This window comes from Calidifontibacillus erzurumensis, assembly GCF_013303125.1.
Classification (GTDB): Bacteria; Bacillota; Bacilli; order Bacillales; family Bacillaceae_J; genus Calidifontibacillus; species Calidifontibacillus erzurumensis.
Genome location: NZ_JABTTE010000002.1, coordinates 167730 through 187352 on the forward strand (window position 1 = coordinate 167730; position 19623 = coordinate 187352).

The 19623-nt window shown below is 37.0% G+C and carries 21 protein-coding genes, 1 riboswitch and 1 other annotated feature; of the genes, 17 read left to right on the forward strand and 4 right to left on the reverse strand.

The genetic code is table 11. The features are described 5' to 3' along the window. The first annotated feature begins 14 nt into the window (after window positions 1–14). From HR057_RS02645 to HR057_RS02685, 10 genes are all read left to right on the forward strand, one after another. On the forward strand, window positions 15–1043 hold the full coding sequence (locus HR057_RS02645; protein ID WP_173729856.1) for an electron transfer flavoprotein subunit alpha/FixB family protein: 1029 nt from the start codon (window positions 15–17) through the stop codon (window positions 1041–1043). Then, a complete protein-coding gene (locus HR057_RS02650; protein ID WP_173729857.1) occupies window positions 1036–2331 on the forward strand; it encodes an FAD-dependent oxidoreductase in 1296 nt (431 codons plus the stop codon). The genes HR057_RS02645 and HR057_RS02650 overlap by 8 nt, the downstream gene beginning before the upstream one ends. Beyond that, a complete protein-coding gene (locus tag HR057_RS02655; protein WP_173729858.1) occupies window positions 2313–2624 on the forward strand; it encodes a ferredoxin family protein in 312 nt (103 codons plus the stop codon). The genes HR057_RS02650 and HR057_RS02655 overlap by 19 nt, the downstream gene beginning before the upstream one ends. Window positions 2625–3153: 529 nt before the next feature. Continuing rightward, a complete protein-coding gene (locus HR057_RS02660; protein ID WP_268990187.1) occupies window positions 3154–3603 on the forward strand; it encodes a YdcF family protein in 450 nt (149 codons plus the stop codon). A 231-nt stretch (window positions 3604–3834) separates the two neighbouring features. Then, window positions 3835–4047, forward strand: a binding site (T-box leader). 91 nt (window positions 4048–4138) lie between these two features. Next, window positions 4139–5263 (forward strand): glutamate 5-kinase, encoded by a 1125-nt coding sequence (gene proB / locus HR057_RS02665; protein WP_173729860.1) that lies wholly within the window; start codon window positions 4139–4141, stop codon window positions 5261–5263. Further along, entirely contained in the window at window positions 5260–6507 is a 1248-nt protein-coding gene (locus HR057_RS02670) for a glutamate-5-semialdehyde dehydrogenase (RefSeq protein WP_173729861.1), read from the forward strand. The genes proB and HR057_RS02670 overlap by 4 nt, the downstream gene beginning before the upstream one ends. Window positions 6508–6555: 48 nt before the next feature. Then, window positions 6556–7038 (forward strand): N-acetyltransferase, encoded by a 483-nt coding sequence (locus HR057_RS02675; protein ID WP_173729862.1) that lies wholly within the window; start codon window positions 6556–6558, stop codon window positions 7036–7038. Between the two features lie 83 nt (window positions 7039–7121). After that, a complete protein-coding gene (locus HR057_RS02680; protein WP_173729863.1) occupies window positions 7122–7937 on the forward strand; it encodes a ZIP family metal transporter in 816 nt (271 codons plus the stop codon). Between the two features lie 465 nt (window positions 7938–8402). Next, complete coding sequence (locus HR057_RS17345; RefSeq protein ID WP_407926109.1) at window positions 8403–8609, forward strand: putative immunity protein; 207 nt, start codon at window positions 8403–8405, stop codon at window positions 8607–8609. Between the two features lie 353 nt (window positions 8610–8962). Beyond that, window positions 8963–10585, forward strand: a complete 1623-nt coding sequence (locus HR057_RS02685; RefSeq protein ID WP_173729864.1) for a methyl-accepting chemotaxis protein — start codon at window positions 8963–8965, stop codon at window positions 10583–10585. A 58-nt stretch (window positions 10586–10643) separates the two neighbouring features. On the opposite strand, the gene HR057_RS17285 is transcribed toward HR057_RS02685, so the two are convergent. The 3 genes from HR057_RS17285 to HR057_RS02695 form a co-directional block, all read right to left on the reverse strand. Next, entirely contained in the window at window positions 10644–10784 is a 141-nt protein-coding gene (locus tag HR057_RS17285; RefSeq protein WP_329955818.1) for a hypothetical protein, read from the reverse strand. Next, window positions 10784–10960 (reverse strand): hypothetical protein, encoded by a 177-nt coding sequence (locus HR057_RS17290; protein WP_329955819.1) that lies wholly within the window; start codon window positions 10958–10960, stop codon window positions 10784–10786. Before HR057_RS17290 ends, HR057_RS17285 begins: the two co-directional genes overlap by 1 nt. Before the next feature lie 192 nt (window positions 10961–11152). Beyond that, window positions 11153–11803 carry a glycoside hydrolase domain-containing protein gene (locus HR057_RS02695; RefSeq protein WP_173729865.1) on the reverse strand — a complete coding sequence of 217 codons (651 nt, stop codon included), beginning with the start codon at window positions 11801–11803 and terminating at the stop codon, window positions 11153–11155. Between the two features lie 286 nt (window positions 11804–12089). On the opposite strand from HR057_RS02695, the gene HR057_RS16945 reads away from it, so the two are divergent. Next, window positions 12090–12269 carry a GIY-YIG nuclease family protein gene (locus tag HR057_RS16945; protein WP_230474329.1) on the forward strand — a complete coding sequence of 60 codons (180 nt, stop codon included), beginning with the start codon at window positions 12090–12092 and terminating at the stop codon, window positions 12267–12269. Continuing rightward, on the forward strand, window positions 12266–13195 hold the full coding sequence (locus HR057_RS02700; RefSeq protein ID WP_230474330.1) for a UvrB/UvrC motif-containing protein: 930 nt from the start codon (window positions 12266–12268) through the stop codon (window positions 13193–13195). The genes HR057_RS16945 and HR057_RS02700 overlap by 4 nt, the downstream gene beginning before the upstream one ends. A gap of 217 nt (window positions 13196–13412) precedes the next feature. On the opposite strand, the gene trpB is transcribed toward HR057_RS02700, so the two are convergent. After that, a complete protein-coding gene (gene trpB / locus HR057_RS02705) occupies window positions 13413–14603 on the reverse strand; it encodes a tryptophan synthase subunit beta (RefSeq protein WP_173729866.1) in 1191 nt (396 codons plus the stop codon). Between the two features lie 437 nt (window positions 14604–15040). Continuing rightward, window positions 15041–15226, forward strand: a riboswitch (cobalamin riboswitch). A 173-nt stretch (window positions 15227–15399) separates the two neighbouring features. On the opposite strand from trpB, the gene HR057_RS02710 reads away from it, so the two are divergent. Genes HR057_RS02710 through cobJ form a run of 5 tightly spaced genes read left to right on the forward strand, consistent with a single transcriptional unit; the run spans window position 15400 to window position 19612 of the window. Continuing rightward, entirely contained in the window at window positions 15400–16158 is a 759-nt protein-coding gene (locus HR057_RS02710; protein ID WP_407926108.1) for an energy-coupling factor ABC transporter permease, read from the forward strand. Then, entirely contained in the window at window positions 16148–16432 is a 285-nt protein-coding gene (locus HR057_RS02715) for an energy-coupling factor ABC transporter substrate-binding protein (RefSeq protein WP_173729868.1), read from the forward strand. Before HR057_RS02710 ends, HR057_RS02715 begins: the two co-directional genes overlap by 11 nt. After that, entirely contained in the window at window positions 16422–17210 is a 789-nt protein-coding gene (gene cbiQ / locus HR057_RS02720) for a cobalt ECF transporter T component CbiQ (protein ID WP_230474335.1), read from the forward strand. The genes HR057_RS02715 and cbiQ overlap by 11 nt, the downstream gene beginning before the upstream one ends. Window position 17211: 1 nt before the next feature. After that, on the forward strand, window positions 17212–18063 hold the full coding sequence (locus tag HR057_RS02725; protein ID WP_173729870.1) for an energy-coupling factor ABC transporter ATP-binding protein: 852 nt from the start codon (window positions 17212–17214) through the stop codon (window positions 18061–18063). Then, entirely contained in the window at window positions 18053–19612 is a 1560-nt protein-coding gene (gene cobJ, locus HR057_RS02730) for a precorrin-3B C(17)-methyltransferase (protein ID WP_173729871.1), read from the forward strand. The genes HR057_RS02725 and cobJ overlap by 11 nt, the downstream gene beginning before the upstream one ends. Window positions 19613–19623: the final 11 nt, after the last annotated feature.

Sequence of the window (19623 nt, forward strand, 5' to 3'; positions counted from 1 at the left end):
TAGGGGGAAATAAGATGATCGAAGAATATAGAGGCGTCTGGGTATTTATTGAAGAACGGCAAGGGGAGATTGCCGGAGTTTCTTTAGAGCTATTAGGTGCTGGTCGGGCTTTAGCTGATAAACTAGATGTACCGCTTGGAGGGTTTCTATTAGGTTATAATGTTAAAAATTTAGCACAAATTTGTTTTGAATATGGTGCAGATGAAGTTTATGTAATTGATGATCCAATTCTAAAAAACTACCGAACTGAGCCATTTATGCATGGTGTAAGCAATCTCGTAAGAAAATATAAGCCGGAAATTATTTTATACGGGGCAACATCAAACGGAAAAGATTTGGCAAGCGCAATTGCAACGGATTTAAGTACTGGTTTAACAGCAGATACGACGATGCTTGATATTGATTTGGAAAATCGCTTATTCGAAGCAAGCCGTCCGGCATTTGGCGGAAATATTATGGCGACGATTCTTTGTAAGAAACATCGTCCGCAAATGGCAACTGTACGGCCGAAAGTAATGAAGGCATTGCCAAGACAAGTAGGCAGGACAGGAACAATTATTGAGGAAAAATTAGGGCTTGAAGAAAGCAGCATTCGTACGAAAGTTTTAGAGATTGTTAGAGATGCGAAGAAGAAAGCAAATTTAGCTGATGCCCATATCATCGTTGCCGGGGGCAAAGGAATGGGAAGTGAAGAGAACTTCCAGCTTCTCTATGAATTAGCCGATGTTCTCGGTGCAAGCGTTGGAGGTACACGCGATGTTGTCGAAGCAGGTTGGCTTGATCATTCTTTGCAAATTGGCCAAACGGGTGAAACAGTATCGCCAAAAATTTACTTTGCATTCGGTATTTCCGGTGCCATTCAACACGTTGTTGGGATGAAAAACTCTGAATTAATCATTGCGGTTAATAAAGATCCGAATGCACCTATTTTCAATGCTTCCCATTATGGAATCGTTGGCGATGCCATGGAAATTCTTCCACTGCTTATTCAAGAATTTAAAGCAGCACTAGAAAAGTCCGGAGGTGTAGTCGAGCATGTCTGAGAAATTTGATGTAATCGTTGTAGGTGCGGGACCTGCTGGTTCATCCTGTGCTTACACTGCAGCCAAAGCAGGATTAAATGTTTTACTAATTGAACGTGGAGAATATCCTGGTGCCAAAAACGTAATGGGTGGAATTTTATATCGAAAACAATTAGAGGACATTATTCCAGAATTCTGGAAAGAAGCACCTCTTGAGCGTCCTATTATTGAACAACGGATTTGGTTAATGGATAAAAAATCATGTATTACAACAAGTGTTAAAAATGAGGAATGGGGGGAGCCACCGTATAATTGCTTCTCAGTTTTACGGGCTAAGTTTGACCAATGGTTTGCCCAAAAAGCTGTCGAAGCCGGTGCTTTACTCATAAATGAGACAGTAGTTTTAGAATGTATCGTCGAAAACGGGAGAGTCGTCGGCGTACGGACGGACCGCCCAGACGGCGATGTATATGCAGATGTAGTTGTTCTTGCAGACGGTGTTAATTCGCTCTTGGCTAAACAGCTCGGTTTTCATAAAGAATTACGCCCGGACGAAGTTGCTCTTTGCGTAATGGAAGTAATCAATCTTCCTAAAGATGTAATTAATGAACGTTTTAATGTAAATGACAATCAAGGGGTAGCGATTGAAATTTTTGGTGACTCTACAAAAGGTAATTTAGGAACTTCTTTCATATATACGAACAAAGAAAGCGTAAATATTGGTGTTGGAGTTACTTTATCTAGCATGATGCGGGAAAAAATTAAACCGTATGAGCTATTGGAATATGTAAAAAACCACCCGATGGTTCAACCATTAATTAAAGACGGTGAATCTGCAGAATATTTGGCCCATTTAATACCAGAAGGCGGCTACAATTCGATTCCAAAATTATTTGGAGACGGTGTTCTTGTTGCTGGGGATGCTGCTCAATTTGTAAACGGCATTCATCGCGAAGGTTCCAATATGGCGATGACTTCTGGACGGTTAGCTGCAGAAACGATTATCGAAGCAAAAGAAAAAGGTGACTTTTCTGAGAGAGCATTGTCTAAATATAGAGAAAAAGTTATGAACAGCTTTATCGGAAAAGACTTGGAGAAGTATAAAGATGCTACACATACATTTGAAACAAATCCGCAATACTTCAAGGAATACATTCCTTTGATGAATAAAGCGGCAAGCAGCTTTTTGTCAGTTGATGGAGTGCCAAAACGTGAAAAACAAAAAGCTGCCATTCAAACGATTATCGGAAATAAAGGTAAGCTAGCCGTCGCAAAAGACTTATACCGTGCATGGAAGGTGATGAAATAATGGGCAAAATGGCGACAACACTTGAAGAAAAACAATATTTAGTCCGTTACAAAGCCGATAAAAAATCCCATTTAACAATTTTAGATCATGATGTTTGTGCAACAAAATGTCCTGATAAAATCTGTACTGTATTCTGTCCTGGTGAAGTGTATAAATGGGAGGAAAGCGGCAGGATGTTTGTCGGTTATGAAGGCTGTCATGAATGTGGCAGCTGTCGTATAGGCTGTCCTTACCAAAATATTAAATGGGAATATCCAAAAGGCGGGCACGGTATTATATTTAGATTGGCATAATAGTATAAGATTGTATAATAAGTTTTAAAAGATTGGCAGGAGGTGATCTTTTCACCGCTTGCCTTTCTATTTTTCTATGAAAATATTTGCACATCTCCACTTCAATAATTTATAAATAAAAATTGAGGGAACAATATGAACATACCATCTTAAATGTTATTAATAAAAAACACCCTGAACAAATTGAGGGTAATATATCAATCCAAATATATTTCATTTAACGACCAGGTGTTTAAACTATTAATTGGATTTTAAATAGCAGAATCCGTATTTTTGGCCGTTTTGGAAAATAATAAAGAATAGAAGTATTCAACAAGATAATGTATAAAAATTGTAAATGAAGAAAATAAGCAAATTTTTTTAACGAGTGTACTATTCACTAAAATAGTCTAGGAGATGAACTAGGATTAAACGATTCATACGAGTCATTTTCGGTAGTACGATTTTCATTATTTTTTTATATTTTGTTGTAGTTCATATCGCAATTTCCTCTACTGCTAAAAAAGACCCTCCAGAAAATATAAATTATTTGATTGTACTTGGTGCCCGAATAAGAGGGGAAGAGTTGTCTTTATCGTTATATAACAGAGTTTCGAAAGCATTGGAGTACTTAAAGGAAAATCCGACAAGCAAAGTGGTTGTATCTGGTGGTCAAGGTAAAGGAGAGGCGATAACTGAGGCAGAAGCAATGGCACAATTTTTTTATGAAAATGGTATTGAAAGAGATCGAATCATTAAAGAAGAAAAATCTACAACAACTTTTGAAAATATCAAATTCTCTAAGGAATTCCTTAATGGAGAAAAGGAAGTTATTATTGTTAGTAATGATTTTCACTTATATCGTGCTAGTATGATTGCAAAACGATTAGGTCTAAAACCGTATACCCTATCAGCAGAAACTCCAGCAATTGTGAAAACACAACTATGGATAAGGGAATATATTGCCGTTCTGAAATCATTACTATTTGATAAAGGATAGCACCTATTTATTTCAAATATAACTCTATGAAATTGAAATCTGCAGGATAATTAATAAAAAGCCTTCAAATGAATTAAGAATAGGTATGATAGACAATATTTTTCAATAATGCCATCGACGAAAAAACTATTGTTTTGTGACTAATTTTTGAATTAAAATTTTTCCGATCAATCATATTGACAACAAACATTTCAATAGCGCATAATAATACCAAATTATGAATTTGAGAGTATAAAAGCATTGAAGGGGACTAGTAGATGGAAGATCGTCCGCAAGAGAGTGGAACTCACAGGCTGAAAGGTTCCATCGTGACAGAACCATGCGAACCTACCCCGGAGCTGTTAGTTAAAAGCTAACCGATTGAAATCCTCGTTACGGATAAAAGTGGGCTATGTTGGCCAAAAAAGGTGGTACCGCGAAAGATATGACTCTTCCGTCCTTTTCAAGGATGGTCAAGAGTCTTTTTTATTAGTACAACTTTTTTGTTTTTCATTCCTTACTTCTTCCAATCATTTTTTTGAAAGGAGCATCTATTTTGGCAAAACAGCGAATTGTTGTGAAAATTGGCAGCAGTTCATTAACGAACGCAAATGGCGGCCTATCGATGGAGAAGCTTTCGGAACATGTTGAAGCACTTGCTCTCCTCAAAAAGAAAGGGCATGAAGTAGTTTTAATATCATCGGGTGCAGTGGCAGCCGGTTTTACAGGACTAGGCTATCCGACCCGCCCCGTTACAATCGCTGGAAAACAAGCCGCTGCTGCAGTTGGCCAAGGGTTATTAATGCAAGGGTACATTGAAAAATTTAAAGCCCATAACATTGTAACAGCCCAATTATTGTTAACAAGAAGCGGTTTTATGAATAAGGAGCAATACAATAATTCTTATGCAACATTGACAGAACTATTAAAACGGGATGTTCTGCCGATTATAAATGAAAATGATTCAGTGGCTGTAGAAGAGCTTACTTTCGGTGATAATGATATGTTATCCGCTTTAGTTAGCGGACTGATTCATGCTGATTTTCTAATCATTTTAACAGATGTAAATGGGATTTACGACCAAAATCCGAATGAAAATCCTAATGCGAAAAAATATAATTATTTGCCGGAAATTACGGATGAATTGCTTCAAGCTGCTTCAGCATCCGGTTCAAAAATGGGCACCGGTGGAATGAGGTCAAAAATTGAAGCCGCGAAAACAGCTCTTTCTTTAGGGGTAAATGTATTTATCGGTACAGGCTCGGGCAAAGAAAAACTGATCGATATTTTAGCCGGAAAAGGGGATGGCACCTACATAGGCAATGCCAAACATTCGGGTATAAATAATGTAAAGCAATGGATTGCCCTTCATTCGAATGTAGCCGGTACAATTGAAATTGATGCTGGCGCTGTTGATGCTCTTTTAAATAAAGGACGTAGTTTGCTTCCAGCAGGAGTAGTTCGTGTCGAAGGGAATTTTGTTGCTGGCGATGTTGTTGAAGTGGTTAATCATAAAGGTGAAGTGATCGGCCGTGGCGAAGTAAATTACCATGCGGAAGAATTAATAAAAATAAAAGGATTATCCACGAGTGAAGCAAAGAAAATTTTACAAAATGGAGAAAAGGAAGTCATCCATCGTGACCATTGGATTGCATTAAAAAAGGAGAAGGTGAGAAAATGAGCGAATTATTGGAAAAAGCAAAAAAGGCAAAAGCAATTACTCGTGAACTGGCTGTAAAAACAACTGAACAAAAAAATGAAGCGCTGCGAAAAATTAGCGAACAGTTAATTAAACAAATGGACTATATTTTAACTGAAAACGAAAAAGATATTGAAGCCGGTAAAAAGAATGGTTTGTCAGAATCTTTATTAGATCGTCTTCGTTTAACGAAATCGCGAATTCAAGATATGGCCGATGCCCTTCTTCAACTGGTTGACCTTAAAGATCCGGTTGGGGAAGTGTTGGCAGAGTGGGATAGACCAAATGGATTGAAAATTAAACAAGTCCGAGTCCCGTTGGGCGTTGTCGGTATGATTTATGAAGCGAGACCAAATGTGACCGTTGATGCTTCAAGTCTTTGTTTAAAAACAGGTAATGCTGTTATTCTGCGCGGAAGTTCTTCTGCTATAAACTCTAATAAAGCGATTGTCCAAGTCATTCACGAGGCGTTAGCACAGACAGATATTCCAAGTAGTGCTGTGCAATTATTAGAGGATACAAGCAGGGAAACTGCCAGTCAAATGTTTAAGTTGAATGAATATTTGGATGTATTAATCCCCCGCGGTGGTGCAGGTTTAATAAAAAGCGTAGTTGAAAATTCAACAATTCCTGTCTTAGAAACAGGCGTGGGCAACTGCCATGTTTATATTGATGAAACTGCAGATAAAGAGATGGCGATTAAAATTAGTGTCAATGCGAAAACACAACGCCCTTCTGTGTGTAATGCCTGTGAAACGATATTAGTCCACAGTGAGTGGGCGAACAAGCACCTTTCTGAATTGGTGGAAGCACTGCAAGAAAAAGGAGTTGAAATTCGCGGGGATCAAAAGGTAAGAGAAATCGCCCCGGATGTTCTTGAAGCATCGGAAGACGACTGGGGAACGGAGTTTTTAGATTTGATTGTCGCTATGAAAGTTGTTGATGATGTAACGGAAGCAATTGAACATATTAACACGTATGGCTCCCTTCATTCAGAAGCGATCATTTCCGAGACTCCTGAAAATGTAGAAAAGTTTTTCAATTACGTAGATGCTGCAGCACTTTATCATAATGCTTCTACAAGATTTACGGATGGTTTCGAGTTTGGTTTTGGAGCAGAAATCGGAATTAGTACGCAAAAGCTTCATGCAAGAGGACCGATGGGACTTCCAGCACTTACATCTACCAAATATATTGTTAAAGGAACGGGGCAAATTAGAAACTAACATGATAAAAGACATAAAAGAAATTTGAATATACAAGGAGACAGGAAAATGATCATTCGCAAAGCTAATATACATGACGTCGATGCCATATTTGATTTAATAGATTTATATGCGAAAGAGGATCTCCTATTGCCTCGTACACATTTGTCATTATATGAAAATATCCAGTGCATACGTGTCGCTGAACAGGATGGAGAAATCGTTGGAGCGGGGAGTTTGCACGTATTAGGACGTGATTTAGCTGAGATTCGTTCGCTCGTCATTGCCCCAGAAGCCAAAGGATTAGGTATAGGTCGAAAATTGGTGTATCATTTAATTGAAGAAGCGGAACAACTTGGTGTAGAAAATGTATTTGCAATGACTTATCAAGTTGATTTTTTTAAAAAATGTGGATTTACAATTGTAGATAAAGAAATTTTGCCGCAAAAAATTTGGAAAGACTGTTTGAATTGCCCGAAGTTTTTAAATTGTGACGAAACGGCGATGCTTATTAAAGTGGCGGATTATAAAAAAATGACTACTTTGCATTAATACAATTTTTATGGGCACATTTCCTATTAAATTTGCATATGTTGATGATAAACTAATTGTTCCTAGTAGGAGGATCACGGGAAATGGTCGAATATTTGTCACAGTTTCAACCGCCTCTTCAGGCTTTGCTTGCTACTTTGTTTACGTGGCTAATGACAGCAGTTGGAGCGGCAATGGTATTTACTTCAAAAAAATATAATCAAAAGATGCTTGATGGTATGCTTGGCTTAGCTGGGGGAGTTATGATAGCTGCCAGCTTTTGGTCACTATTGTCACCTGCGCTTGATATGTCTGAACAAAGTGGCCAAATAGCATGGCTACCTGTAGCTATCGGTTTTTTATGCGGCGGTCTTTTCATAATGGCCATTGATAAAGTGATTCCCCACTTACATCCGATGTCATCAATCGAGCAGGCGGAAGGTTTGAACCCAGAAAAAAAGCGGAGAAGCACATTATTAGTACTGGCAATTACATTGCATAATATTCCTGAAGGACTTGCGATTGGAGTGGCATTTGGTTCGGTTGCTGCTGGTTTTCCTTCTGCATCATTGGCTGGAGCGCTAGCATTAGCCATAGGTATTGGGATTCAAAATATTCCTGAAGGAGTTGCCGTCTCGATGCCGCTTCGAAGAGAAGGCATGTCCAGGTTGAAAAGTTTTGGCTATGGGCAATTGTCCGGGATGGTCGAACCGATTTCGGCTGTCATTGGTGCTCTTGCTGTTGGCTTCATACAGCCGCTCCTCCCTTATGCACTAAGTTTTGCTGCTGGTGCAATGATATTTGTTGTTGCTGAAGAAGTAATTCCAAGCTCCCATGAAAATGGAAATAATGATTTAGCTTCAATCTGTTTGATGATTGGTTTTACAATCATGATGATTTTAGATGTCGCTCTTGGATAAACATCATTTGAATAGGAAAAGGCAAGTGACGGTAATTTTCCACTTTCCATCACTTGCCTTTTTATTTTTTTCTCTGTTAAAGGTAAGTGTTGATATTTATTAGCTTACCGAAATCTTAGTATGACCATTTAAAGAACATATATTCGTAAGGGTGTGAATGGGAGGAAAGCGTTTAGTAACTTGTTAATACACATTGATAAACACCACAAAAAAATTCGGTTTTTCATTGGTTTATCTGAATTTTCAATGGTTGGAAGTCCAAACAAAGAGGGGTTGTGTAGTCCTATTTTAATTTATTGGAAGGATAATGAAATAAGGAGAGGTAAGATGTTTTCATATTTAGAACTCAAAATAAAGAAGAAAATTGTAGGTTTCTAGTGAGAGTTTTTGTTTGGAAGAATTTATAAAAATAATTCAATGACAAAACCACAAAACACCTTTGATGTGGGTATTAGATTGTCAAAAATGACTTTAAAACAATTTGAAGAAAAATATACGCTAATAAGACCAAGAACCTGTTTGGATCATTGTGAAGCTAGGGCAAGGGGAAAAAACAAAATGCGCCGAGCTAAACAAACTATTTTACGTATACTTGCACTACCAAAAGAAATGATAGCGTATACGGTAAATTGTGCAAGAATATCGGTCATGCAGGGGAAACTGTACTTTTAATAATACATGCTTTGGGTGCCTATCGATGGGTTGACAGCGACTTTCCATAAATTTGGCTAGCATATCTTTTCAAAACGAGTTTGTGAAAAGGTAAAGTACTCTTATTATCATCTTTAATACTGGCAAGAACCCTCCCCATTAACTCAAAATTCATTGGGGAAATTTAGCTGCCTTTTCTTTTACATAATTTTCAATTTTAAACGTTTAACATAGCTTTTTTTTTTGCTTACAGAAAGAAGCTTTCATATTAAAATTTTGGATGAAAAGTTCAAATTCTTGTCGTAATATATAGCTATAATGTTTTATTTTAAATAATTTTCAAAAAATTATAATGGGAGTTTGGGGGGGAAATAATGAGCCGCTTATTAAAAAAGAAGTCTGCTAGACAAGCACTTCAAAAAGCAGCAGAAGTTGCTACTATTATTAGAGATAATTGGAAAATTGACGTTCAAATTGAAGATCAAGTTGAGCATTTACGTTCAATTTTAGATAGGGAATTAAAAAGCGACGAATTTTTAGTTATTGTAGATCAAAGCGGACGCAGTTTTGTTCATACGAATCGATTGAGGGAAGGTGGATATTTTACAGATGAAGTAGGAATGAAAGCAGCAAGAACATCCGTTCCTTTGTTGCAGCTGTATCAGAGAAATACAGGGGAAGTGCTTATTGATGCTTCCTGTCCAATTATTGAAGATAATGCTGGAAATAAATATGTTTTAAGATTGGGCCGGCTGATCCACCGTCCTTTTATAGGCCCGATGTTTATATTATTAAGTATAGCACCTAGTTTATTGGCAGCTTTTCTCGTTTATTTGTTTGGATTGGATTTTGTTCAAAGCTTGATTACATTCTTCGTTACAGCGTTATTTTCTGCCATCATTAGTCTTTATTATTATTTAAATATTAGAGGCCGGCTGCGGGACTGGTACGCAGTAACAAGGACGATTTCCTCCGGTGATTTAAGTGCAGAAGTCAAAACAATAGGTGCTAGGAACGAATTTCATCAAATCGGCTATGAAATAAATAAAGTTATCATCGGAATCCGTTCGATTATCAATAAATTTCAGGAAGCCGCTCATTCATTAGGTACAATTAGTGTTCATCAAGAACAATCCGCACAAAAGTTAGCTGCAGCATTCGATGAAGTTTCAGCAACGATGCAATCTTTTCGGGGAGGAGCTGAACAACAAAGTAGTTCTGTCATTGCTGCGCAAGAAATGGTTGATATCATGGTGGAGCTTGTAGAAACAATGCAAAAAGAAGTTGAGAAAGCAGTTCATGGTGCAGACGAAGCTTTGCAAACATCTGAAGAGGGCGAGCAAGCGGTATTCTCCACCCAAAAGCAGATGAGAGAAATTCAAGAGTCAGTGACAGAAACTGCGAAAAAAATTCGTACGATTTCCAATGATGCTGATCTTGTTATGCAAAAGGTTTCTTTGATAACAGATATTGCAAAACAGACCAACTTGCTAGCTTTAAATGCTTCGATTGAAGCTGCACGCGCTGGTGAAAGCGGCAAAGGTTTTGCAGTTGTTGCATCGGAGGTTCGAAAACTGGCAGAAGGAACAAATGAGTTCGCACACGATATTCTTGCTTTATTACAACATACGAGGGATGAATTGCAGGTTGCAGTGGACCAAGTTGAAGCTAACGTAAAAACGATTGGTGACGGGGTAGAGCTTGTCAGCCAAGCAGGAGTTGCGATTGATAAATTAAAAACTGCTTCTATTAAAATGAAGGAGCTTGTGTCAAATAACAGAAAATACTCGTTGTCTGTCACGGAAAATGGTAGGAAACTGCAAAAAATCATTGATGAAATCAATGTTATTGCCAAAGACTTTACGAATATGGTTCAAGAAACAACAACAACCGTGGATCATGAAATCGAAGGAATTCATGAATTAGCAGAAGATGCTGCTATTTTATCTAAAGAGGCAAAAAATTTGAGTACAATTGCTAAGCGGTTTCATTTTTGATGCGAAGAAAAGGGCTAACTTCAAGAGGGGTTGCTTGTGTTAGCCCGATTACCTATATTTATACCTTTCGATCTGCAGCAGATACGTTTTTATAAACATTGACACAGAATAAAATAATTCCAATTGTCGTAATGGTTGATCCGATTGCGATTATCGGTTCGGTAAGGAAACCATTGAGATAAAGTAATAAGCCGATCATCATGATGGGAATCCAATATTGGGGATGGGGAGCCCAAAATGCGCTTTTCCGCGCTTACTTTGTTCCGCTTTTGAATACAAAATATAAATGAAGCCAGCTAAGCCTAAACTTCCCCATCCAAGTAATGCTAAATGAGCATGAACAGGTGTATAATCAAAATTCTTAAGTATGGACATGAACATTCCTAATAATACGGATAGCAAAAAGTAAAATGCTGTAATTTTTAATAATTTCTCCCCCAGCTTTCGTTATCTCCTTTGGGTTCAGTTCAAAATCATTTTATTAACTTTTTTGATTTTTTACGATAAATATGTTAAAAAGAAAAACACGTAAAAAGTCCTTAATGAGACTTACGTGTTTTTAATACCTTAAGCAAGTTTCATAAATAACCTGTTATCAATTAAGTTCGTATCGATTGGACAAACCGTTGAATCACGACCATATTGCCAAGCCCAAACGTTTCCGCCGCAATTCGGTTTTTTAGGATTAAAGGTTGGCGCTTTTTTGTTATCAGTGGCACCGGGTGCAGGTTCGGCACTCCACAAGATCGATTGCGTTTTCACTTGATTGTTCTTTTGTACTGCTTCACAAAATGCTTCGTTAAAAGATCCTTCTTGAGGGTCGTGATAAAATCCACTCATATAACCACTAGGGTACATTGTTTCTACCCAAGCGCGAATCCAAGCCTCATCAACTTCAAAAAAACGTTCGATATTTGCGAAAATCGGAGTGCCCTCCACAAGATTCAATCTTCTAGCATGGAAAATTGCATTTCGCGCTGCAACTTGCCCTTCGCGATAACCCGTTGCCTTTCTGAAGTCATTATATATGGGTAGAAGTTTAATCCCTTTTGATTTCATAAATTGAATTTCATTAGCCGTTAACCCTTCTGAAGCATTAGGTACAGTTGTTAAATACCGTCCCCAGAAGTTTGGGTAACTATAATTATTGACAACACAATTATATAGCTCTTGGGTTACTTTTTGGGCTGAATCAACTCCCCAGATATATTTCGGCAACTAAAATCCCCCCGTGCTTGTGATTTCATCAATACATAATATGGATGAATAGGATAAAAGTGCAATAAAAACTCCAAAGTCTTTGCTGCTCCTGCACGATCCCCCTTGAATACAATCCTTTAGATTTTTTCTGCATTTTCTTTTTTACCTGATTTAATACATCTATGCTGAATAAACAGATGTATAGATTATTAATTTTAAAAACTATTTTTTCTGATAAAATCAAAGAGAGCCATAAAATATTATTTAGAAATAAAGGGGCGAGCTGTGGTGGGGGGAATCAAAAATGAATCTTAAAGAAAAAGCAAAAAAACTACCATCTTCCCCAGGTATTTATTTAATGAAGGATTCTTCTGGTGGTGTCCTCTATGTGGGAAAATCAAAAAATTTAAATCAGCGGGTTCTATCATACTTTCAGAATTCAAAAAACATTCGAAAAAGGTTGAAAAACTTGTCAGCCACTTGAAGGATTTTGACTACATCATCACAGACACTGAATTCGACGCTTTTTTGCTTGAATGTCAGCTCATAAAAGAATTAAAGCCTCTTTACAATAAATTAATGAAAAGTCCCGAAAGCTATACGTATATCAAATTTGATATGACGGATGAGCTTCATACAATCAAACTAACAAATGAAATTAACGAGAATAGCTGTAGTCTATTCTTTGGACCTTTTTCAAGCAAGAATACAGTCGAGAAAGCAATCAAGGGCTTAAAAGAAATTTATAAAATAGAATGCAATCATATAGGAAATCGAAAATCCGCATGCCTAAACTATTCATTAGGATTATGTTTGGGTATGTGTTTTCAAAGTTCCGCCATTGATAAACACAATCAAATTATCGGTCGCATCATTGCTTTATTAGAAGGGAGAGATACCAGGATCCTTCAAGAAATGGAGCAAGAAATGAACGATTCATCGATTCATTTTGATTTTGAAAAAGCAGCAAAGATTCGGGATTGTTTATCAGCCTTGAAATCTTTATTAAAAAAAGAAAAGGTTATAGAATTCACAAAAGCAAATCTAAATATTGTTGTGATTGAGTTTTTAAATGATAAAAAAATGAAACTTTTCTTTATCCATAGAAACAAAGTCCTTTACAATTATATTTATGATTTGAACATCAAAAATTTAAAAGAGGTTCGCCAATTAGTAAAAGCAAATATTTTACATGTTTTTAAAATTAGAGAAAGTTCCCCGGGAGATTGTATAAATAAAGAAGAAATTGATGAAGCTAATATTATTTACAGTTACTTAAAAACGAACGTCTGTAAATATTTGATCATTCCTGATGATTACCTTGATCTTATAAATCATCATCGATTAGAAAAGGCTCTTGATGAATTCCTGTTTTCAATAGTTAAAGATAAAACCACGAATATCCAGTGATATTTTAGATATGAAGCGTTTCGTCTAAAGATTAAGAGGTTCTTAGTCAAAAGGTGTTGGTAATATACTTGTGAACTTTAATAGTAATATGTAATCGGATATCTCAGAGGGAGTTTACTTTCTCTAAGCTTTTTTATAGCCTGAGTTTTGGTGCTTGCCTCATTTTTTTGTATAAAAAAAGTGTTGGTTTTATTCACCAACACTAGAAATTAAAGAGCTAATTATTTTGTTTTCTATTTTGAAAAAGGTTATAAGCATGTTGGACATCTTTATCGCCGCGTCCAGATAAATTGACGATTATAATTTGATCTTTTTCCATTTGTGGAGCAAGTTTAAAAGCGTAAGCAAGCGCATGAGAACTTTCCAATGCAGGAATAATTCCTTCTGTTTTACATAGCAATTGGAAAGCATCAAGTACTTCATCGTCCGTTACAGTATAATATTCAGCTCGGCCACATTCTTTTAAATAACTATGTTCAGGACCAACACCTGGATAATCGAGACCTGCTGCTATTGAGAAAGTTGGTCTTGGGTTACCTTGTTCATCAAGTAAAGTCAATGTTTTAAAACCGTGAATAATCGCAGGAACTCCTTCTGTAATAGTTGCTGCTTTTTCAGGTTCTACACCAATCAAACGAACAGACGGCTCATCGATGTAATGGGCAAAAGCACCGATGGCATTGCTGCCACCACCGACTGCAGCAACAACAGCATCTGGTAAACGTCCTTCTTTTTCTAAAATTTGACGTTTTGACTCTTCGCTAATGACTGATTGGAAGTGTTTCACCATTAAAGGATATGGGTGTGGCCCTACGGCAGAACCAAGCAAATAAAAAGTATTTTTATAATTGGCAACAAGATCATTTAGCGCTTCATCGACCGCTTCTTTTAAGCGTCCTTGGCCTTTGGAAACAGGAACGACTTTTGCACCTAGCATTTCCATACGGAATACGTTTAGGGCTTGCCGTTTTGTATCCTCGCTTCCCATATAAATGACACATTCCATATTAAACATCGCACAGCCCATAGCTGTTGCAACTCCGTGTTGGCCAGCTCCAGTTTCAGCAATTACTCGTTTTGCCCCCATACGTTTTGCTAGTAGAATTTGCCCAAGCACGTTATTTACTTTATGAGCACCCATATGGTTTAAATCTTCACGTTTCAAATAGATTTTGGCGCCGCCAAGTTTTTCTGTTAGGTTACGGGCAAATGTTAACGGATTTTCTCTACCGACATATTCTTTTAAATAATATCTAAATTCATTATTAAAATCTTCATCATCTTTAAATCTATTAAATTGCTCTTCTAAATAATCTAATGCTTCCTGTAATTCTGGTGGAACAAAACTACCTCCAAACTGTCCGAAATATCCTTTTTGTTGTAATTGTTCTGTCTGGGCTCTACTCATCTGAACTCCTCCTATAGACAAAAATAATAAAAAAATTCGTAGCTAAAACTATTCTATCAAATATTCTGAAATTTGTAACTACAAAAGAGAGAAGTTAAATAGTGTAATCGATACAAAATTAGTAATTTTTCCCTTGGGAGCAATACTATGTTTAATTTTTAGTTCAAACAATAGTATAGATTGCTATTTACGGGTTCTTTAGTCAAAAAACTACAAATCAATTTATCGAAAATAGATTTGTCTATTTGTAAAAAATTGATATTAATTTCAAATTACAATCACCCTAACAAAATTTATTATAATGATTCAAAAGCGGCTTTTTTGGAGCAATTTTATTGTGCTTAATTTTGTCAAAGAAGGTATGATTTAGTCAAAACAAAAAAATTTTCCTTGCAAATTAGAAAATTTGTATGTTATATAGTAAATATATTTAAAACTAAATAGTTCGCTTTAAAAGTGCTATACATTTGTATAGATAATAGGGAAATCGGTGAAAATCCGATGCAGCCCCCGCTACTGTGAGTACGGATGAAATTGTCATGATCCACTGGACAAATGTCTGGGAAGGGACAAGAGTAAAATGAAGTACGAGCCAGGAGACCTGCTTTTAAAGCTTGCTCACTTATGCCTTCGGAGGGGAGGAATGAGGTTTCAAGATGTTTATTTGTGTCTAATTTTGTCTATTACAAGAGTTTGACTGTAACAAGGAACCTTATCTCCGTTCGGAGATAAGGTTTTTTATTTGTCTTATGTTTATTTTACGGATTCCTATATTTAAAAATTGAAAGGAGCAGCGTTGATGAAAAAGCGGTTATTAGCTTTCTTGTTATTATTGATAGTTTACTTTGTGGTTAATGTGCCGACGAATGCGGCTGCCATGCACATTATGGAAGGATATTTACCAATCGGTTGGACATTGTTTTGGTGGGTTGTCTTTTTGCCGTTCTTTATTATGGGACTAGTCAAAATTAAAAAATTAACGGAAGAACACCCGCAGCTCAAATTAATGCTCGGGTTGGCAGGGGCTTTTGTTTTCGTTCTTTCTGCCTTAAAAATCCCATCAGTTACAGGAAGCAGTTCTCACCCAACGGGGGTTGGACTTGGTTCCGTTTTATTTGGACCGAAAATGATGACGGTTTTAGGGACGTTTGTATTGTTTTTTCAAGCGCTTCTTTTAGCTCACGGTGGTATTACTACACTTGGGGCTAATGCCTTTTCAATGGCAGTCGTTGGACCTTTGGCAGGTTATTATGCATACAAGCTAATGAACCGTTTAACGAATAAACAAGCAATTGCCATTTTCAGCGCAGCATTTATGGCTAATATGGTGACGTATCTTTTTACTTCTCTTCAATTAGCTTTGGCATTTCCAACAAATGGGGTTGTAACTAGTTTCCTAAAATTTATAACTATTTTTGCAGTTACACAAGTGCCTTTAGCCATTGTCGAAGGATTGTTGACCATTGTCGTTTGGAATTGGATTGCTGCCTACAATGGGAAAGAAATTCGTTTATTAGAGAATTTAAAACAAGGGGTGTTCGGTCATGAAAAATAAATGGGTCTTAATTTTAGCAGCACTGGTTGCTTTTAGCCCATTGTTGTTCCTTGGGGACGCAAGTTTTCTAGGGGCTGATAGTCTCGCAGAGGAAGAAATCCAAAAAAGAAATCCGGATTATGATCCATGGGCTGATCCACTATTTGAAGCGCCAAGCGGTGAAGTCGAAAGTTTATTATTTGCTCTTCAAGCAGCATTAGGTGCAGGATTTATTGGATATTTTATCGGGTTAACAAAAGGCCGGAAGGAAAGTAGTGAAAGGAATGAATCTTAAGCTCGATACAATTAGCTATAAAAATAGGTTTCGGAATATTTCCGCAAGTTTTAAAATTAGTGCGGCATTTTTCGTAGGATTGATTGCATTTATTTCTCATGTTCAAGTTCAACTGATCGTTTTTTTCAGCACCGTTATTTTCTTAGTATTGATTGCAAAAATTCCGTTTCGTTTTTTGTGCCAGTGGCTTCTTGTCCCTTGTTTATTTTTAGTTGTCAGCTTACCGGCATTATTGATTAACATTTCACCAACTGCTTTAGAATTTGATGAATGGTTTTCGATTATAAAAACGAACGAGTGGCACGTGTATATTTCGATAAGCAGTTTGGAATCTGCACTGGAGGTTATAACAAGATCTTTAAGCGTTTTTATATGTGTTTTTGCACTTTTGGTCACGACCCCATTTCACCAAATTTTGCACGTATTCCATAAAATTGGCGTGCCGCAAGTGTTATTGGACATTTTTGTTAGTATGTACCGATTTATTTTTATATTTTTGCAATCCATTTCTGAGATGCATCAAGTTGTTTTATCGAGGCAAGGAAATTTGACGTGGAAGCGGATCCTTCATAGTGCAGGTCTCGTTCTTTTTCAATTGTTTTTTAAAACGTTTGAAAGATATAAAAAAATGTCGCTCGTTATTGAATCAAGAGGTTTTTCAGACCGATTATTTTTTCCTGACAGAAGAGTAAAACTGACTCCTTGGAAAGAAATGTGCTATGTATTTGTCTTCATAATTTTATTAATTGCATTTGAGTGGTGGTGTAGAAATCGTTAATATGAAAGCTTTACTTGAATTTGAAAATATTACATTTACGTATGAAAGAAATGGCAAAGCGGTGTTGCAAAACTTTTCAATGAAAATACCAGTTGGTAAAAAATGTGCGATCCTAGGACGGAACGGTTCTGGGAAATCGACCATTTTATCAATGGCTAATGGATTATTACGTCCTAATGAAGGCAAGCTTTTTTGGAAAGGAGAAGAGCTTTCTTTTAAGAAAAAAAGGTTAATAGAGTTTCGTCAAAAAACCGGACTAGTTTTTCAAAATGCGGAAGAAATGCTGCTTTCCCCCACCGTTTATGAAGACATAGCATACGGACTTTTGAATGCAGGCTACAAAGGAGATTTGCTAGAAAAGCGGTTAATGGAAACAATTAAACGATATGCCCTGAACGATTTGCAAGATAGGCCGATCCACCATTTGAGCCTTGGAGAAAAAAGAAGGGTTGCTTTAGCAGGAGTTATGGCGCTTGAACCAGAGCTGTTGCTTTTGGATGAACCAACTTCCTTTCTTGATCCGGTCCAAACGGAAAATTTATTGAATGAACTAAATAAAATTCACGAACAAGGTACAACCGTTGTCATGGCTACCCATGATTTGAACCTTGCTTATGAATGGGCAGATTTATTTTATGTAATTGATTATGGACAGCTCGTATTTGAAGGGGAACCAGACCAATTTTTTTCTAATGAGTCATTTGTTCTCGAAAAAGGGTTAATCGTACCAATTTTGTTTCAAGTAAGACAACTACTGAAAGATGTATTGGAATTACAGGCAGTTTCTAAAGAAGAAGCGGTTGCAAAAATTAAAGAAATGCTAGGTCAAAGGAGGATTACAATTGGCGGGTAAATTGATCATTATCGGATTTGGACCAGGAAGTGAAAAACATTTTACCGAACGGGCGAAGGAAGCGATTAGAGAATGCGATTGTATATTAGGGTATAAAACTTATATCGATCTTGTAAAAAATTTAATCGAAGATAAAGAGATTATTAGTACAGGCATGTCTGAGGAAGTTGAAAGAGCGCAGGCAGCTGTCAAAATAGCTGAAGCAGGAAAAAAAGTTGCTGTTATTTCAAGCGGGGATGCGGGAGTCTATGGAATGGCAGGCTTAATTTATGAAGTGCTCGCTGAAAAAGGCTGGGATCCTAAAACAGGATTTGAAGTGGAAGTCGTTCCAGGAATTTCTGCTATTAATTCGTGCGCATCATTACTAGGGGCACCTATTATGCATGATGCCTGCACAATTAGCCTTAGCGATCATTTAACACCATGGGAGTTGATCGCAAGAAGAATTGAAGCTGCCGCCATGGCTGATTTTGTCATAGCTTTATACAATCCTAAAAGCGGGCGCAGAATGCGACAAATTGAAGAAGCGCAAAAAATTTTATTAAAATACCGCAGCCGTGAAACACCAGTTGGGCTAGTAAAAAGTGCATATAGGGAAAGGCAACATGTTGTCATTACGACATTAGAAGAAATGTTTAATCATGAGATTGGTATGTTGACAACTGTCATTATAGGAAATTCTACAACTTTTGTATATAGCGGCAAAATGATCACACCGCGCGGCTACCAACGCAAATATTCATTAAATGCTGAAGTACAAAAGCTTCGGTTACATGAACGATTAAAACAAGAAAATGAACCATGGGCTCTACATGGTGGACAAGAGAAAATACAGACTCCCGCAACTCTTGCTGAAGAAGCTCTAAACAAAATAAATAAACCGATTACTCCAGTGTTTGAGGATATCTTTATGGTAGCTGTAAGTCCAGGTGTAGCCAATAAACGTTTTACACCTAATCAATTACTAGTTTTAGCTAAAGTGGCCGGTGAAAAAGGAATCATTGAATATTCGACAGACCATCAAATTCATTTACAAATACCTACTTCAAACCCAGACCATATAGTAGAAGAATTACGGAATGCAGGTTTTCTATTATCTCCTATTGGTGATGTATTAACAGTGAAAGCTTGCGACTTTTGTGATGGAGAGAAAACGGGAGCGATTCCGATTGCTGAACAACTTTACGAAAGATTAAATGGCATCCAATTGCCGAAAGAATTAAAAGTAGGCATCAACGGCTGCGGAATGGCTTGTTATGGCGCGGTAAAGGAAGATATCGGCCTGATTTTTAGGCAAGGGAAATTTGATTTATTTATCGGTGCGAAACCTGTTGGCCGTACTTTTCATGCTGGTCAATTAGTGGAAGAAGGAATTGAACCGGAAAAAGTCATCGGCATTATTGAAGCAATTTTGCAAGAATACAAGGAAAAAGCACATCCGAATGAAAGATTATATAAGTTTTTTAAGCGCGTAAAAGTTTTGTGCGGCTATCCATATAAAGATATGACCCCGGATTTTGAAATACCACCAGCCGTCTGCGGGGATTAAACTTTGGAGGG

Coding starts and splice junctions, on each gene's coding strand:
- HR057_RS02675 (WP_173729862.1), top strand. CDS start 6,556: ATGATCATTCGCAAAGCTAATATACATGACGTCGATGCCATATTTGAT.
- HR057_RS02670 (WP_173729861.1), top strand. CDS start 5,260: ATGAGCGAATTATTGGAAAAAGCAAAAAAGGCAAAAGCAATTACTCGT.
- HR057_RS02655 (WP_173729858.1), top strand. CDS start 2,313: ATGGAAGGTGATGAAATAATGGGCAAAATGGCGACAACACTTGAAGAA.
- HR057_RS02680 (WP_173729863.1), top strand. CDS start 7,122: ATGGTCGAATATTTGTCACAGTTTCAACCGCCTCTTCAGGCTTTGCTT.
- cbiQ (WP_230474335.1), top strand. CDS start 16,422: ATGAATCTTAAGCTCGATACAATTAGCTATAAAAATAGGTTTCGGAAT.
- trpB (WP_173729866.1), bottom strand. CDS start 14,603: ATGAGTAGAGCCCAGACAGAACAATTACAACAAAAAGGATATTTCGGA.
- HR057_RS16945 (WP_230474329.1), top strand. CDS start 12,090: ATGAATCTTAAAGAAAAAGCAAAAAAACTACCATCTTCCCCAGGTATT.
- HR057_RS02715 (WP_173729868.1), top strand. CDS start 16,148: ATGAAAAATAAATGGGTCTTAATTTTAGCAGCACTGGTTGCTTTTAGC.
- HR057_RS02725 (WP_173729870.1), top strand. CDS start 17,212: ATGAAAGCTTTACTTGAATTTGAAAATATTACATTTACGTATGAAAGA.
- HR057_RS17285 (WP_329955818.1), bottom strand. CDS start 10,784: ATGATCGGCTTATTACTTTATCTCAATGGTTTCCTTACCGAACCGATA.
- HR057_RS17290 (WP_329955819.1), bottom strand. CDS start 10,960: ATGTCCATACTTAAGAATTTTGATTATACACCTGTTCATGCTCATTTA.
- HR057_RS02645 (WP_173729856.1), top strand. CDS start 15: ATGATCGAAGAATATAGAGGCGTCTGGGTATTTATTGAAGAACGGCAA.
- HR057_RS02685 (WP_173729864.1), top strand. CDS start 8,963: ATGAGCCGCTTATTAAAAAAGAAGTCTGCTAGACAAGCACTTCAAAAA.
- HR057_RS17345 (WP_407926109.1), top strand. CDS start 8,403: ATGACTTTAAAACAATTTGAAGAAAAATATACGCTAATAAGACCAAGA.
- HR057_RS02650 (WP_173729857.1), top strand. CDS start 1,036: ATGTCTGAGAAATTTGATGTAATCGTTGTAGGTGCGGGACCTGCTGGT.